This is a genomic window from Pseudaquidulcibacter saccharophilus, assembly GCF_019455445.1.
GTDB lineage: Bacteria > Pseudomonadota > Alphaproteobacteria > Caulobacterales > Aquidulcibacteraceae > Pseudaquidulcibacter > Pseudaquidulcibacter saccharophilus.
On the sequence record NZ_JAHWUS010000003.1, the window covers coordinates 17705 to 32335 of the forward strand.

At 41.1% G+C, this 14631-nt stretch carries 16 protein-coding genes; 10 read left to right on the forward strand and 6 right to left on the reverse strand.

Translation table 11 applies throughout. The features are described 5' to 3' along the window. Positions 1–147 precede the first annotated feature (147 nt). Positions 148–882 (reverse strand): YebC/PmpR family DNA-binding transcriptional regulator, encoded by a 735-nt coding sequence (locus KXV15_RS08670; protein ID WP_240007792.1) that lies wholly within the window; start codon positions 880–882, stop codon positions 148–150. A gap of 226 nt (positions 883–1108) precedes the next feature. On the opposite strand from KXV15_RS08670, the gene gap reads away from it, so the two are divergent. From gap to KXV15_RS08690, 4 genes are all read left to right on the forward strand, one after another. After that, positions 1109–2113 carry a type I glyceraldehyde-3-phosphate dehydrogenase gene (gene gap / locus KXV15_RS08675; protein ID WP_240007793.1) on the forward strand — a complete coding sequence of 335 codons (1005 nt, stop codon included), beginning with the start codon at positions 1109–1111 and terminating at the stop codon, positions 2111–2113. 67 nt (positions 2114–2180) lie between these two features. Then, on the forward strand, positions 2181–3380 hold the full coding sequence (locus tag KXV15_RS08680) for a phosphoglycerate kinase (RefSeq protein WP_240007794.1): 1200 nt from the start codon (positions 2181–2183) through the stop codon (positions 3378–3380). A 178-nt stretch (positions 3381–3558) separates the two neighbouring features. After that, entirely contained in the window at positions 3559–5688 is a 2130-nt protein-coding gene (locus tag KXV15_RS08685) for a TonB-dependent receptor (protein WP_240007795.1), read from the forward strand. Beyond that, complete coding sequence (locus tag KXV15_RS08690; RefSeq protein WP_275671598.1) at positions 5688–6743, forward strand: PepSY-associated TM helix domain-containing protein; 1056 nt, start codon at positions 5688–5690, stop codon at positions 6741–6743. The genes KXV15_RS08685 and KXV15_RS08690 overlap by 1 nt, the downstream gene beginning before the upstream one ends. 2 nt (positions 6744–6745) lie before the next feature. Here the strand turns inward: KXV15_RS08690 and KXV15_RS08695 are convergent, their stop codons facing one another. Further along, the gene (locus tag KXV15_RS08695) at positions 6746–7741 is read right to left on the reverse strand and encodes a helix-turn-helix transcriptional regulator (RefSeq protein WP_240007796.1); all 996 of its coding nucleotides are present in this window, start codon (positions 7739–7741) and stop codon (positions 6746–6748) included. 107 nt (positions 7742–7848) lie between these two features. On the opposite strand from KXV15_RS08695, the gene KXV15_RS08700 reads away from it, so the two are divergent. Then, the gene (locus KXV15_RS08700; RefSeq protein ID WP_240007797.1) at positions 7849–8160 is read left to right on the forward strand and encodes a hypothetical protein; all 312 of its coding nucleotides are present in this window, start codon (positions 7849–7851) and stop codon (positions 8158–8160) included. Here the strand turns inward: KXV15_RS08700 and KXV15_RS08705 are convergent. After that, positions 8157–8777 carry a hypothetical protein gene (locus KXV15_RS08705; protein ID WP_240007798.1) on the reverse strand — a complete coding sequence of 207 codons (621 nt, stop codon included), beginning with the start codon at positions 8775–8777 and terminating at the stop codon, positions 8157–8159. The genes KXV15_RS08700 and KXV15_RS08705 overlap by 4 nt on opposite strands. A 127-nt stretch (positions 8778–8904) precedes the next feature. On the opposite strand from KXV15_RS08705, the gene rpmB reads away from it, so the two are divergent. Next, positions 8905–9195, forward strand: a complete 291-nt coding sequence (gene rpmB / locus KXV15_RS08710) for a 50S ribosomal protein L28 (protein WP_240007799.1) — start codon at positions 8905–8907, stop codon at positions 9193–9195. Between the two features lie 72 nt (positions 9196–9267). Here the strand turns inward: rpmB and KXV15_RS08715 are convergent, their stop codons facing one another. After that, a complete protein-coding gene (locus tag KXV15_RS08715) occupies positions 9268–10137 on the reverse strand; it encodes a tetratricopeptide repeat protein (protein WP_240007800.1) in 870 nt (289 codons plus the stop codon). Positions 10138–10292: 155 nt separating this feature from the next. On the opposite strand from KXV15_RS08715, the gene KXV15_RS08720 reads away from it, so the two are divergent. The 4 genes from KXV15_RS08720 (at position 10293) to KXV15_RS08735 (ending at position 13355) form a co-directional block, all read left to right on the forward strand. Further along, positions 10293–11678 (forward strand): leucyl aminopeptidase family protein, encoded by a 1386-nt coding sequence (locus KXV15_RS08720; RefSeq protein ID WP_240007801.1) that lies wholly within the window; start codon positions 10293–10295, stop codon positions 11676–11678. A gap of 104 nt (positions 11679–11782) precedes the next feature. Beyond that, the gene (locus KXV15_RS08725) at positions 11783–12193 is read left to right on the forward strand and encodes a MarR family winged helix-turn-helix transcriptional regulator (protein WP_240007802.1); all 411 of its coding nucleotides are present in this window, start codon (positions 11783–11785) and stop codon (positions 12191–12193) included. An 8-nt stretch (positions 12194–12201) separates the two neighbouring features. After that, positions 12202–13062, forward strand: coding sequence for a C40 family peptidase (locus KXV15_RS08730; RefSeq protein ID WP_240007803.1), 861 nt, complete (start codon positions 12202–12204; stop codon positions 13060–13062). Then, a complete protein-coding gene (locus tag KXV15_RS08735; protein WP_240007804.1) occupies positions 13062–13355 on the forward strand; it encodes a YciI family protein in 294 nt (97 codons plus the stop codon). Before KXV15_RS08730 ends, KXV15_RS08735 begins: the two co-directional genes overlap by 1 nt. Here KXV15_RS08735 and KXV15_RS08740 read toward each other — a convergent pair. Together KXV15_RS08740 and KXV15_RS08745 are read right to left on the reverse strand one after the other, a co-directional pair. Further along, on the reverse strand, positions 13350–13934 hold the full coding sequence (locus tag KXV15_RS08740; protein WP_240007805.1) for an NUDIX hydrolase: 585 nt from the start codon (positions 13932–13934) through the stop codon (positions 13350–13352). The genes KXV15_RS08735 and KXV15_RS08740 overlap by 6 nt on opposite strands. Positions 13935–13961: 27 nt before the next feature. Beyond that, positions 13962–14603, reverse strand: coding sequence for a dihydrofolate reductase family protein (locus KXV15_RS08745; RefSeq protein ID WP_240007806.1), 642 nt, complete (start codon positions 14601–14603; stop codon positions 13962–13964). Positions 14604–14631: the final 28 nt, after the last annotated feature.

Consider the following 14631-nt stretch of genomic DNA (forward strand, 5'->3'; position numbering starts at 1 on the left):
TATTTCCGTTTATCCCGACCCGAATCTTTTGAAGACCCTGATTCCCAACATGAATTCATTCTTTAAACCTTGTGATGAAAAGTGCAATCAAGTTCGTGAATTGGGATAATTTATTTGTGCATTTTGCTGCTATTTTGGGAAAGTCTCTTATTCTGCAAGGCTTTCGTCAAGTTCGTAATTGCCGAATACATCTTGAACATCGTCGTCATCTTCAAGGGTTTCAAGCAATTTCATAAGGGTTTTACCTGCATCACCAGTAACTTCGATACTTGCATGCGGACGCCAAACAACACCAGCATTTTCAGGGTCGCCATATTTTTGTGCCAAGGTGTTGGAAACTTCTGAAAGGCTTTCAAATGTGCAGGTGATAAGGTGACCATCTTCATCAAATGAAACGTCGTCCGCACCTGCTTCTAATGCCGCTTCCATCATATCATCTTCTGATGCCACAGTTGCCGCAAAGCGAATTTCGCCAACGCGGTCAAAACCAGAAGTAACCGAATTGGTTGTGCCAAGGTTGCCGCCCATTTTTGCAAAGTATGAACGAAGATTGCCCGCGGTACGATTCAAATTATCGGTTAGTGTTTCGACAATGATGCCAACGCCACCAGGACCAAAGCCTTCGTAACGGACATTTTTATAGTCATCACCGCCGGCCGCCGCTGCTTGTTGGATTGCGCGTTCGATACGATCTTTCGGCATTGATTGAGATCGCGCGTTTTGCACCGCAAGTCTAAGGCGTGGGTTCATAGCCGGATCAGGCGAACCTTGCTTTGCTGCCGAAGTGATTTCGCGTGCGATTTTTGTAAACATTTTTGCACGTACGGCATCCTGTTTGCCTTTTCTGTGCATGATATTTTTAAACTTACTATGTCCTGCCATTTTGAACCTGTTTGATTTTTGAAAAGAATTTATGCCCCTTTATAACAAAATTGCTAAGAATCGAAGGGGGGACACTGAAATCTGTTTAAATGCTATGATTTTGATTGCGTAAACCTTGTGAATTGCGTTTATTTTTGCTTGTTAATCTAATTGCATTTGTCTATATCCAAAGCCGAATATTTAAACCCAGATTTACACAAGGCAAATTATAAAAAGGAGTATTGCCATGACTGTTAAAGTTGCAATCAATGGTTTCGGGCGGATTGGTCGTTTGGTATTGCGTTCAATGATTGAACATAACCGCACCGACATTGAAGTTGTTGGTATTAATGACCTTGGTCCTGCAGCTACTAACGCGCATTTGTTAAAATACGACTCAGTTCATGGCAAATTGAATGCCGATGTTTCTGTTGATGGCGATTGCATCGTAATCAACGGCAAAAAAATCAAAGTTACCGCGGAGCGTGATCCAAACAACCTTCCTTGGAAAGATCTTGGTGTTGACGTTGCAATGGAATGCACTGGTATTTTTACTTCAAAAGAAAAAGCCTCAGCACACCTTAACGCTGGCGCACGTAAAGTATTGGTTTCTGCACCTGCTGACGGCGCTGATAAAACCATCGTTTACGGTGTAAACCACGGCACATTGACCAAAGATGACGTTGTTGTTTCAAACGCATCTTGCACCACAAACTGCCTAAGCCCTGTTGCAAAAGTATTGAATGATACTGTTGGCATTACAAATGGTTTTATGACCACCATTCACTCTTACACTGGTGACCAACCTACTTTGGACACTATGCACAAAGATCTTTACCGCGCACGCGCTGCGGCACTTTCAATGATTCCAACATCAACTGGTGCTGCAAAAGCGGTTGGTTTGGTTCTTCCTGAACTAAAAGGTAAATTGGACGGCGTGGCAATCCGCGTTCCTACTCCTAACGTATCTGTGGTTGACCTTTGCTTTAATGCTGCACGTGCTACCACTGTTGAAGAAATCAATAATGCGATTATCGCTGCGGCTGATGGTCCACTTAAGGGCGTTCTTGGTTATACCAAAGAGCCAAATGTTTCTTGCGATTTCAACCATGATGACCGTTCTTCAATCTTCCACCTTGACCAAACAAAAGTAATGGAAGGAACTTTGGTTCGTATTCTTACTTGGTATGACAATGAGTGGGGCTTCTCTACTCGTATGTCTGACACTGCGGTTGCATTGGCTGCATTGTAATATCTTGAATTTCGAATGGCGGTCTTCGGGCCGCCATTTTTGTATTTAACTTAATATGGTGGAAAAAATGGCTTTCAAACGTCTTTCAGATTTATTCAAACAAGATATTACCAACAAGCGCGTATTGGTTCGTGTTGATTTTAACGTTCCAATGAAAGATGGCGTTGTTACTGATGACACACGTCTTCAGGCGGCATTGCCAACTATTGCAGCGCTTAAAAATAATGGCGCAAAAGTTATTTTGCTTTCACACTTTGGGCGCCCAAAAGGTAAAGTTGTTCCTGAAATGTCATTGGGCCAGTTGGTTCCTGCTCTGAGTGAATTATTGGCTGCGAATGTTACTTTTGTTCCTGTTCTATTTGGTGACGAAGCCAAGGCGGCAATTGACGGCGTTGATGAAGGTTCTGTGGTTCTTCTTGAAAACACCCGTTTCTACGAAGGCGAAGAAAAGAATGACCCTGAACTGGCCAAACAAGTTGCGGCATTAGGTGATTTTTATGTGAATGACGCATTTTCTGCGGCGCACCGCGCCCACGTATCGACCGAAGGCGTTGCAAAGCTTCTTCCATCATTTGCAGGCGAAAGCATGGCGCGCGAGCTTGACCATTTGGACAAGGCGCTTGGCAATCCTGTTCGCCCTGTACTTGCGATTGTTGGCGGGGCAAAGGTTTCATCAAAAATCGATCTTCTTGAAAATCTGGTGACCAAGGTTGATGCCTTGGCAATTGGTGGTGGCATGGCAAACACATTCCTTGCCGCACAAGGTATTGATGTAGGTAAATCGCTTTGCGAAAAAGATTTGCTTGATAAAGCGCGTGACATTATGGCGGCGGCTGACAAGGCAGGGTGCAAAATCGTGCTTCCGGTTGATGTTGTGGTTTCAAAAGAGTTTGCGGTTAATCCACCAACCCGCACGACAACACCAAACGATACTAAAGCCGACGAAATGATTTTAGACGCCGGCCCAGAAAGCGTAAAAGCATTAGAGGCTGTAATGGCGGAATCAAAAACCATTATCTGGAATGGTCCATTGGGCGCATTTGAAACTGCACCATTTGATATGGCAACAGTTGAGGCGGCAAAAGCTGCTGCTAAACTTGCAAAAAGCGGCAATGTAATTGTGGTTGCTGGTGGCGGTGACACCGTTTCAGCAATGAACCATGCAGGTGTTGCAGATGATCTAAGCTTTATTTCAACTGCGGGCGGTGCTTTTCTTGAGTGGATGGAAGGTAAAGAGCTTCCTGGTGTTAAGGCATTGGAAGCATAATTATATCTTTGAATAACGCTAGAAATACAAGAGGGCATTATTGCCCTCTTTTTTTAGTTTAAGTTGGCCCATGTAAAAACTATTGCGAAACATTATCAATTTACACTGGCGCTATTGAGAATGAATATCATTTATGTTAGGTGCGCTCTCATATTTAAAGAGGGACATCGAAACCATCATGAATTCAGGATTTTCTTATAAAAAGGCACTTCTCGTTGCATCGGCAATTGCATTGGGTTTTGCATCAAATGCAAATGCACAAGACAAATCAGATGAAACCGTAATTGTAAAAGGCGCGCGCATCAAACTTCCTAAAAATGCGCTTCCCAATACAATTGAAATTATTTCCAAAGAAAATCTTGATATTCAAACACAAATTGGTGGTTCTGCGGTGGATGCGGTCGCCAATCTAATCCCAAGTTTTTCGCCAACCCGCCAAAAACTATCGGGTGCCGGAGAGACTTTGCGCGGTAGAAGCCCACTTTATATGGTTGATAGTGTTCCGCAATCATCCCCACTTCGTGACGATAGCCGCGATGGTTTTACGGCTGATCCATTCTTTATTGACCGTGTTGAAGTGATTTTTGGTTCAAATGCTATTCAGGGTATTGGTGGCACTGGCAGCATTGTAAACTATGTAACCGTAAGTGCGCCACGGGAAGAGGGGGCGACCAAAGGCCAAGTAATTGCACAAATTAATGGCGATGATAAAATTGGTGGTTCATCTCTTGGCTATAAAACCGGTGCATATTTCGGTAAAAACTTTGGTAAATTTAGCGCACTTATCGGTGCAACTTATGAAAAGCGTGGGGTTTATTATGATTCCAACGGTAATCGCATTGCCCCCGATGGTACACAAGGCGACACAATGGATAGTGCTGCCTATGATATTTTTACCAAATTTGATTATCGCCTAGACGACACCAAGAAATTTGAATTCATGTATAATCATTTCAATCTTGAAGGTGATGGTGATTATGTTGCGGTGGCTGGTTCTCGCACTTTGGGGCGTCCTGCAACGTCGGTGCGCGGCACAATACAGGGACAAGCGCCGTCTAATAATGTTAATACTGCAAGCCTTTCATATCTTGATAGCGATTTATTCGGCGGCTCTTTGAGTGCGCAAATATATTATAATGACTATCACGGGGTTTTTGGTGGCACGGTTTCATCTACTTTCTATGATCCTGCTTATGGTGGGTCATCAAACTTTGATCAAAGCGCAAATAATTCAACCAAAAAAGGCGTGCGCTTAACATATGATAGAGAGATTGAGGCAATAAAAGGCATGCGTATCCTTGGCGGCATCGATTATGGCGAAGATAAAACTTTTCAGGAATTATTGCTTACCAATCGTAATTGGGTTCCCATAACCACGCTTAAATCACTCGCGCCATTCATACAGATTAATCAGGCGTTGTTTGATAAAAAGCTAAATCTATCGGCGGGTGTTCGCCATGAAACAGCGAAAATTTCGGTTGATGATTATAAAACCCTATATTCATATGGTTCGGCAAATGTGAAAGGTGGTGAACCTGAATATAATGAAGACCTTTATAATCTTGGTGCCGCATATGAAATAAAAAAAGGGTTTAATATTTATGCATCATATGCCCAAGGTTACACTCTTCCTGATGTAGGGCGGGTATTGCGCGCGGTCACTATTAATAATTCCGAAGTTGACAAGCTTTTAGATGTATCGCCGGTGGTTTCTGATAATATCGAAATTGGTTTTGAGGTGAACAAAGGGCCGGTTGTGGCGTCAATTGCATATTTTGAATCCAATTCGGATAAAGGTGCATTGCTTGTATTGCAAAATGGTGTTTACGAAATAAAGCGACAAAAGACAGAAATTTCAGGATTAGAACTTAATTTTAAATGGAATATGCCGATTGATGGTATGACATTTAATTTTGGTCTTGCCGACCTACGTGGGCAAACCGATACTAATGGGGATGGAATTGTTGATTCTGATCTTGATGGTGTAAACATAAGCCCTGATCGTGCTAATTTTGGCCTAAGCTACAAAAAGGGACCATTCTATGCACGCATACAAGACAATGTTTATATGAAGCGTGATTTTTATGGAATTGGCTACGACCCACGCAATAATTTTGGTGGTTATTCATTGGCTGATTTGTATCTTTCATACGCAACCCAGTTTGGCGACATTTCTTTAAGCGCGACCAACTTATTTGATAAACAATACCTAAGTTATAACTCCGATACCCGCCTTCCAACGGATAATTTAAGCTATTTTGCAGGACGCGGTCGGGTCGTTACTTTGGGTTATAGCAAGAAGTTCTAATGTTCAGATTTTATTTCGCGAAAATTCACGCAATATGCGGCTTGTTAGTGTCATTAATGTTGGTTTTAATGGCACTAACCGGCATTTTTTTGGTGTTTAGAAATGAATATATCATGCTGTCTTTGGGGCAGGGTGTGTTTGCACCAAAGGATATTCAGCCATTAAATGGGCTGATGAATATTTTACCTCATCTTGAACTTGGCAAAATTAAATCAATTATGTTGCCGGATAATTCGCTGCCGCTTTTTAAAATAATATATGGCGAAAATATTCTTTATTATGATTTATCTGGCGTATTGCTTGATAATCAGCCTATTTCTAGCCGTTTTGATGAAATTGTTTTTAAATTGCATCACTATCTTTTGCTGGGTGAGAAGGGCGAGGTTTTTATAGGTATCACCGGACTTTTGTTATTATTTATGACTCTAAGCGGGCTATATTTAATATTACCGGTATTAAAAAGTTTTGAATTTAAATTCTTGCCGAAAACTAGTAAGCGCCGTGATATAATTGCCCATCACCGCAATTTGGGTTTAATTTTTGCGCCAATGCTCGTGATAATCGCCATCAGTGGCAGTGCCATGATTTTTTCTGATAGTGCAAAATCTATTTTGGGCGCAATTACATTTTCAAAACCTTTAAAGCTGCCCAAGGCTAAAATTGAACCTTCATTAATCACTGCTGATACCATTAAAAATGCAATCAACCTTGCTAATCATGAATTCCCAAACGGCGAGATACGTATAATTTCCTTGCCCAAAAAGCCAGATGAACCAATTAATATAAGGATTAGGCAAAATGGTGAGTGGCATGGAAATGGTAGAACCTTTATTTCATTTTCACCCGCCAAAAATCAAATTATTGCCATATATGAAGCGCTTAAATTAGATCGCGCCACTACGGTTTATAATGGATTTTACCCGCTTCATTCCTCTCGTGGCATTGGGTTATGGTACAAAATCATAGTGGCATTAACAGGCATGGCATTATTAATGCTTGGGCTATTTTCGGCATTTTCTTATGGGCGTAAGCTAATACAAACCAAGAAGATATAGGTTTATTTATCCTTACCTTTACCAATAAGCCCTTTGCCAAGTTTTAATGCGGCCTTGATTTCATCCTTTAATTCTTGGGGTGCGATTACTTCTAATTTGCCACCCCAACGGAATAGAGACCATGCAAGTTCGCGTAGTCCAGCCCCTTGCATCTCAATCAAAAGGCTTCCTTCAGTGCTTTCGATAATTTTTTGTTTTGGATGGAATAGCCAACGATATGCCTCGTCGCGATATTCAGGGAAAACGCGTAATAAAACATCATATGTGATATCTTCTTGGAAGACGCCAAAAGAACGTTCGGCAAATTGTTTCAATGAGAATTCTTCCGGTGGGCCACCAGGTTCGGGAAGAACTTTGGGAGATGAAATTCTATCGAGGCGCCACATTTTTGGACGCGCAGTTTTTTTGCCAATTTCTTGTGCGATTAAATAGGCTTCACCGCCGAAAATAATGCCGTATGGATTTACTACACGCGCTTTTTCACTTTTTGAGCCACCAGAATAATTAAAGCTAAGCTGGTTTAATTGCAAAATTGCATCACGAATAATGTTTAGAATATATGGGTCAACTGCGGGTCTTGGACCTTGGTTTACTGCAATGGCTTCTGCTTGCATCAATGCCTCAATATCTGGGGCTAGGCGGCTTAATTTCGGGCCGATTGCAGTCATCATTTTATTTTCAAGATTTTGCAAATCATCGGCAACACCGACATTTTGTGCCCGTAAGTGTTCCATTGCGGTTTTTAATGCCGCAAGCTCTTTTGGGGTCGGGGCGTTAAGGAATGAATCAAGCTTCCCTGAAATACGCCATCTTTTGGTTGGCGGGTCAGAAATCTCTTCCATGTTTGGGAATAATTCATAAAGGCGATCCCGCATACGCTCCACGGTGCGGCGACCAACGCCAACGCGTTCCGCCATTTCATTAAGGGTAAGCCCCATATGCGATGCGGCCAGTTCACGTGCCAAATCGATTAATAGTGCGGATTTTTCGTGACGCATTTTATAATTCCTCTTTAGTTTTAAAAATAAACTGCGTCCTTTTTTGTCGCAAGATAAGAATAGATATATTTCCACAGGAATTAATATTTAAAACACCGGAGAGAGCAATGCGCGGAATTATCAACCACCTTTTTTCAAATAAATTATCGATTGATATTTCGCTTCCCGTTAGCTGCCCTCAACCGGAAAGAGAAATCAATAGCGAATTATTATCGCTTGTACTTGAACATGCAGATATCTGCCGTGATGCGGGTGCTGGCTGTGTTGCGTTAAAGGTTTCCCGGGCCGCGCTAAAACAATCTCATATGCGCCGCATCTTTGGCAAATATATTGACAAAGTTTGTAATATAACAATTATTTGGAATGAATTGACGGCATCGGTGGTAACGGTGATACACCATAGCTTGAGAGTGAATTAATCGTTCTCCGGGAATCCATTGTGATATGCAATTATTGAATTTATAAATTTTACGCCAAGTTCAAAGGCTGAATGTGGGTTATTGGCGAAAAGGTCTCTTTTAAAAGCATCGCCATTTTCACCTTTGTATTCAACGGCGCAGTAAAATTGTAGATCGGAATTATAAGGTTTTGTTTCACAGGCCATTTCCACTTTGCCATATGATTTTATGTTGGTTATTTTATCACGCGCACGTACAAATCCCGTAATATTATATACCCCATTAGTCAGCCCCAAATCTTTTGCTAATTTAAATTTAGGTGCCATTATGAATGGTGAAATTATGCTATGGATGAAGTCAACTCCTAATTCAAAGGCAGAAAAAGGGTCGTTTGCAAAAATTTTTTTTACCCATTTTATGCCGTCATTATCTTCATATTCAACCTCACAATAATATGGGCGGTCATAATTAGACGACTCTATGTCGATAATTAGGCTTACTTTTGCATATGCCTCGGTTTCAATAATTCCATCGGTTGTTCTAACATAGCCATTACAAATGTATTTACCTTTGTTATCCATGTGCGCCTCAAGCAATTTTAAGTAAGTTATCATTTTTTGTGTTGCATTAAAAGCCATTATAATTAAATCTGCATAAAATGCTTAAATCATACGGACTTGCACATAAATACGTTGACATTTATGTTTTTTTAGCTAGAAGCCGACCTTCGATTTTTATTTTATTAATTAAACAGAAGAGATTATCATGTCGCGTCGTTGCGAACTTACCGGTGTCGGACCAATGGTTGGTAATTTGGTTAGCCACTCAAACGTTAAAACTAAACGTCGTTATTTGCCAAATTTGCAAGACGTTACTTTGGCTTCAGAAGCTTTGGGTCAAGGCTTCCGCCTTCGTATCGCGGTTTCTGCGTTGCGTTCAGTTGACCACAATGGCGGTCTTGACGCATTCATTCTTAAATCAGACCCTACTAAAATGTCTGATCGCGCTCGCAAAATCCGCAGCAAAATCAAAGCGAAACTTGCTACTGCTGCATAGTTTTTGTACAAGCTATTAAAAAAGCCCCGCCAATTGTGCGGGGCTTTTTTATTGTTATCGCTAATTTCGCGCCTATTGTTGGCTTGCATTAGTGCGGGCATTACCATCATCAAGCATTCGCTGCACATAGGCAACATTTTGCTTTGCCAATTCATCAGGTAAGTCTTGTGATGCGATTTGCTCTGATTCTTTGAAGCGGCCTTGTAATGCAACAATAAGTGCCAGATTTTGGCGTGCTTGAACTGGTGCATACGGAATTGCCTGTGCTTTACGTAATGTTATTTCTGCGGTTTTTAAATCACCATTTAAAGCTTGTGCAAGACCAAGATTAGTAAGGGTGACAGCATTATTCGGATTTATGGCAAGGGCATCATTGAATGATTTTATTGCCATGGTTGATTGCCCCAAATCGTCATAGGCAACACCAATTGCATTTCTAACCTCAATATCATTTGGTAATAATGTAGAGGCTTTGGTAAGTGCCTGAATAGCTTCTGGATTGCGTTTAAGTCCCAAAAGTGCCTTGCCAGTATTTTTCCATAATTGTGCATTATTTTCATTTGCCTGAATGCCGATTACAGCAACTTCAAGCGCACGCTGATTTGATCCAATTCCTAAAAGCGCATTAGAAGCATAAACGGCAGCTTCTTCGTCTTTTTCATTTTTTCCAAGTTCGCCCATCCAGAACGTTGCTTGCGCAACTAAATCAGCCGATTTTGCTTTTTCACGTTCTTCTTTTGATGCTGGTGCTTCTGGTTTTTGTGCTTCTGTACCGGCAGTATTTGCCGCTGCAACAGGTTGTTTGCGTGTGTCAGTGGTTTTTACTGTCTTATCAGTTTTCTTAGTAAAAAGCGGAAATGCAGAGGCATTTGCTACCATTGCACTGCCTGATATTAATAATGCCAATGCAAAAGTTGACGAAACCAAACTAATTTTGCGCACTTTACAACTTCCTTTTCTGGGAACGAATCAATTCTTAATAATTTGGTCATTATGGTTAATATTTGGTCAATAAAGCGCCAAAACCGATAATAATTAAAAAGAGTTAAGATGATTTAGAACTTGAGAAATTGTTGCAAAAGGCATAAAAAAATCCAATGAAAAATCTTGCAGAATTTATTACTTCCGATGCGGATGGCGATCTAATCCCTATCAAAGCCTTCAAAACTGATGAATTTAATGCCTATCTTGAAAAGGCACCAGAAGCAGAGAAAAATCTTCTGAATATCGATGGCTTTAAAGCGGGTTTTGGGAAAATATATCTTTTTAAAAATTCCAAAGGCTTGGTAACCAAAGTCTATCTTGGTTTAGGGGATGAGTTTAGTGCCAATTCCTTTGGTGCATTGGTAAAATCATTGCCAAAGGGGGAATATGAGATTGTCTCCAACATTCCTAAAAACCAACTTGATAATGTTTATCTATTTTTCCTGCTTGGGGCATATGTTTTTGATAAATATAAAACAAAAACTGTCGAGGATGTAAAACTCTATTTTCCAGAAGATGTTGACATTAAAAAAGTTCTCTTAACCGCACAGTCGGTTTGTATGGGACGCGACTTAGTTAATACGCCAACCAACGATATGGGCGTGGCAACATTGGGTGAATTTGCCATCAATCTTGCCAATGACCTTGATGCAAAGATTGAAATTATTCAAGGCGATGAATTATTAAAGCAAAACTATCCGCTTGTTCATGCTGTTGGCCGTGCAGGTGCGGATGAGCCACGCCTTATCATTCTTCATAAGGCAAAAGTTGGTGCGCCAAAGGTTGCAATAGTTGGTAAAGGTGTAGTCTTTGACACTGGTGGCTTAAATCTTAAACCAGGTTCATCAATGGGTTTGATGAAAAAGGATATGGGCGGTTCGGCATGTGCGTTGGCCGCGTTCCGTATTCTTTGTGGGCTTGGACTTGATATTGATCTTAAATGTTATGTGCCGATTGTTGAAAATTCAGTCTCTGGCAATTCAATGCGCCCAGGCGACATTATAACGTCTCGCAAGGGCATAAGTGTTGAAATTGATAACACTGATGCAGAGGGTCGCCTTATCCTTGCAGACGCCCTTACACGTGCTTCAGAAGATGGTAATGAATTGATATTTGACTTTGCGACATTAACCGGTGCTGCAAGGGTGGCACTCGGCCCAGATTTACCGCCATTTTATACAAAATCGCAAAAATTGGCGAATGAAATCAAATCCGCATCGGACAAGGTAATTGATCCATTGTGGCAAATGCCGCTTTGGGATGCCTATATTGATGACTTTGATACCCAAAATGCCGATATGAAGAATTCAGGTGGTGGGTTTGCGGGCTCAATTACTGCGGCGTTATTTTTGCAAAAATTTGTTGATGCTCCTGAATGGGTTCACTTCGATGTTTATTGTTGGAATCCAAAAGATAAACCTGCACGTCCAATGGGTGGTGAAATTCAAGCAGTACGTTCGGTTGTAGAGGTGATAAAGAATCGTTTTTCGTGTGGATAACTGAAAAAAGATTCAAAAATTTGCCCGAATTTTGCATTGACTCTTTGATAGACTCTTGAATCGAAACGCAAATCAGATTCTGATTCGGGTATAGAGAGATTAAGATGGCAAGCATAACCGAAACCGAATCACGACAAGCCCTAGATTTATGGCGCAACATCACTTCGCAGACCATCCATTCTGATGGTCCGGATTTAACTGCCCGTCAGACGGCGCTTTTGCTGACTATTCATCTTGATGAGGAGAAGCACACGGTTCGTGGTCTTTCCAAACGCCTTGGTTTGCAGAAGCCGGCAATTGTGCGCGCGCTTGATTCCTTGCAGGCGTTAAACCTTATTCGTCGGGTGCGCGATCCAAATGATGGGCGCAATATTTTTATCGAGCCGACTAATAATGGGGCGCAAAAATTGGGTCAGATTGCATCGTCAATTGCGCAAAAGCTTACATCATTGCATGTCCTTTATGGTGCAAATGATTTGGACTTTCCGCTTGAGGCAGCCAATAGTTTCAACTAGACTATGGTATGTCTGAAACAATAAAACTCGATAAAAATACCAATCCTTACCGTGATGATTTGGCGGCAGAAAAGCTAAAAGGCTTGGTTGATGCCACGAAATTTATAACACCAATAACCAAGCAGATTGTTACGGGTTCGGCATCGGTCAAATCTGCCCCTGATGATAATGCAACCCAAGTTTCAGAAGCGCTTTGCAGCGATATTTTTGAAATATATGACGAAATCAATGGTTATGCTTGGGGGCAAGTGGGGCGCAATGATTATGTTGGTTATATAAAAACCAATGCCTTAACCGATGAGATAATCACCCCAAATCGTAAAATCCGTGCGCTTCGTACCTATGGCTTTTCAATTCCCAAAGTTCAGGGGATGGTGCTTTCCCAATTATCAATGAATGCACAGGTATTTGCCACCGATGAAATTGAAAACGGCTATGTAAATTGTGGTCGTCATGGCTGGATTTATGAAAAACATCTTGCAAAACTTGATGAATATTATCCTGATCCTGCTGAGGTTGCCAAACTATTCCTTAATGCGCCATATTATTGGGGTGGTGTTCAATCCTATGGGCTTGATTGCTCTGGCCTTGTGGAGACTTCGTTTGCCGCGTGTGGGATAAAGCTACCACGTGATGCCTATATGCAAGAAAAATGCGGGCAAGAAGTTACGATAAAGGATGATTTATCTTGCTTAAAGCGAAATGATTTAATTTTTTGGAAGGGGCATGTCGGCATAATGATTGATGCTGATAATTTTATCCATTCAAATGCTTTTCATATGTGTGTCGCAATAGAGCCTTTAAAGATTGCGCAAGAACGCTATGAAAAAAGTGATCTTCCAATAAGATCAATAAGAAGGGTTATGTAGTGGCGGTCATCTATGTTACGATATTGACCTATGTAAAACCACTCGAAGAAATTGATGCGGCGCTTTCAGCACATATTGAATGGCTGAATAAAAATTATGACGACGGGGTTTTTATTGCCTCTGGCCGTCGTATTCCACGCAATGGCGGGGTTATTCTGGCAAAAGGCGAGTGTTTAGAAGACATAAACGCGGTTATGCAACAAGACCCATTTCATCTTATGGGGCTTGCCACACATGAAATCTTTCCATTCGAAGCAAGTAAGGCGATTGATGGCCTAAGCTCAATTTTATGATTTGAAAATTTTTAACATTGCATATTGCAAAAGCATTATGGTTTTCATGTCTTGAATTTCATTGTTTTCAAGCATTTTAACCGCTACTTTAAACGGCATTTCGATAACTTCGATTTCTTCACCTTCATCTTCAAGTCCACCACCATCGGAGACCTTATCTTTGTCTGTATATTCGCCAATGAAGAAAATTGTTTTCGACTTTAATGCGCCCGGGCTTGCAAAAGCATCATAGATTTTTTCAACCTTGGAAATTAGAAAGCCAGTTTCCTCTTCAATTTCCTCAAGGATGCGTTTTTCTGGTGACATACCATCTAAAAGCCCTGCAGGTGTTTCGAGCAGTGCAGCCTCATGTCCATTTAAAAAGCATGGCACACGTAATTGTTTAATTAAAATTATGGTCTGCTTTTGCAAATTATAGAGCAAAATTGTTGCGGCATCACCGCAATCATAAACTTCACGCATTTGCGGCTGCCATGTGCCATCATTGCGTTGGTATTCAATATCATAACGATCAAGTTGGAAATGATTATCTGATAATTTGGTAATTTTTTTGATTTTTACGCGTGATTTAAGAGACATTTTATAACCGTTATTGTTCTTATATTATTACTTGCGAAGAATAATGTGGGTCGCATTTTCTGTTATATCTCTTTTTGCAACTACAAACCCAAGAGCTGGAATGTTTATATCATTAAACATTTCCTCCCCACTTCCAAGAAAGACAGGCGAAATTGCAAGATGTAATTCATCGACCAAGCCAGCTTGTAAATATTGCCTAACCGTGGAAACGCCACCGGCAATTTTAACATTCTTTCCATTCGATAGTGCTTTTGCTTTTTCAAGTGCAGAAATAATGCCATCAGATATAAAATAGAATGTTGTGCCACCCTCCATTTCAATTGGCGCACGTGGATAATGGGTTAGAATAAAAGTTGGTGCATGATATGGTGGATTATCTCCCCACCAACCACGCCATTCGGAATCTGACCATTCACCACGTTCAGGTGTGAACATGTTTCGCCCCATAATGAATGCGCCGCATTCGGCCATTGATTGGATAGCATAGTCATTATCGATGCCTTCTAAACCGCCTTCTTTGCCAATCATTTTGTGAAACATTTGGGTGGCGCGCAACCAATTGTGCAGTCCCGTTCCATTTTCACCAATTGGGTTTATAAGGCTTTGGTTAATGCCAGCGCCATAACCATCTAGAGAAATTGAAAATCCTGATACGATAATTTTTGTCATCTGCCGCTCCAGTACAAATCGCAGGCTA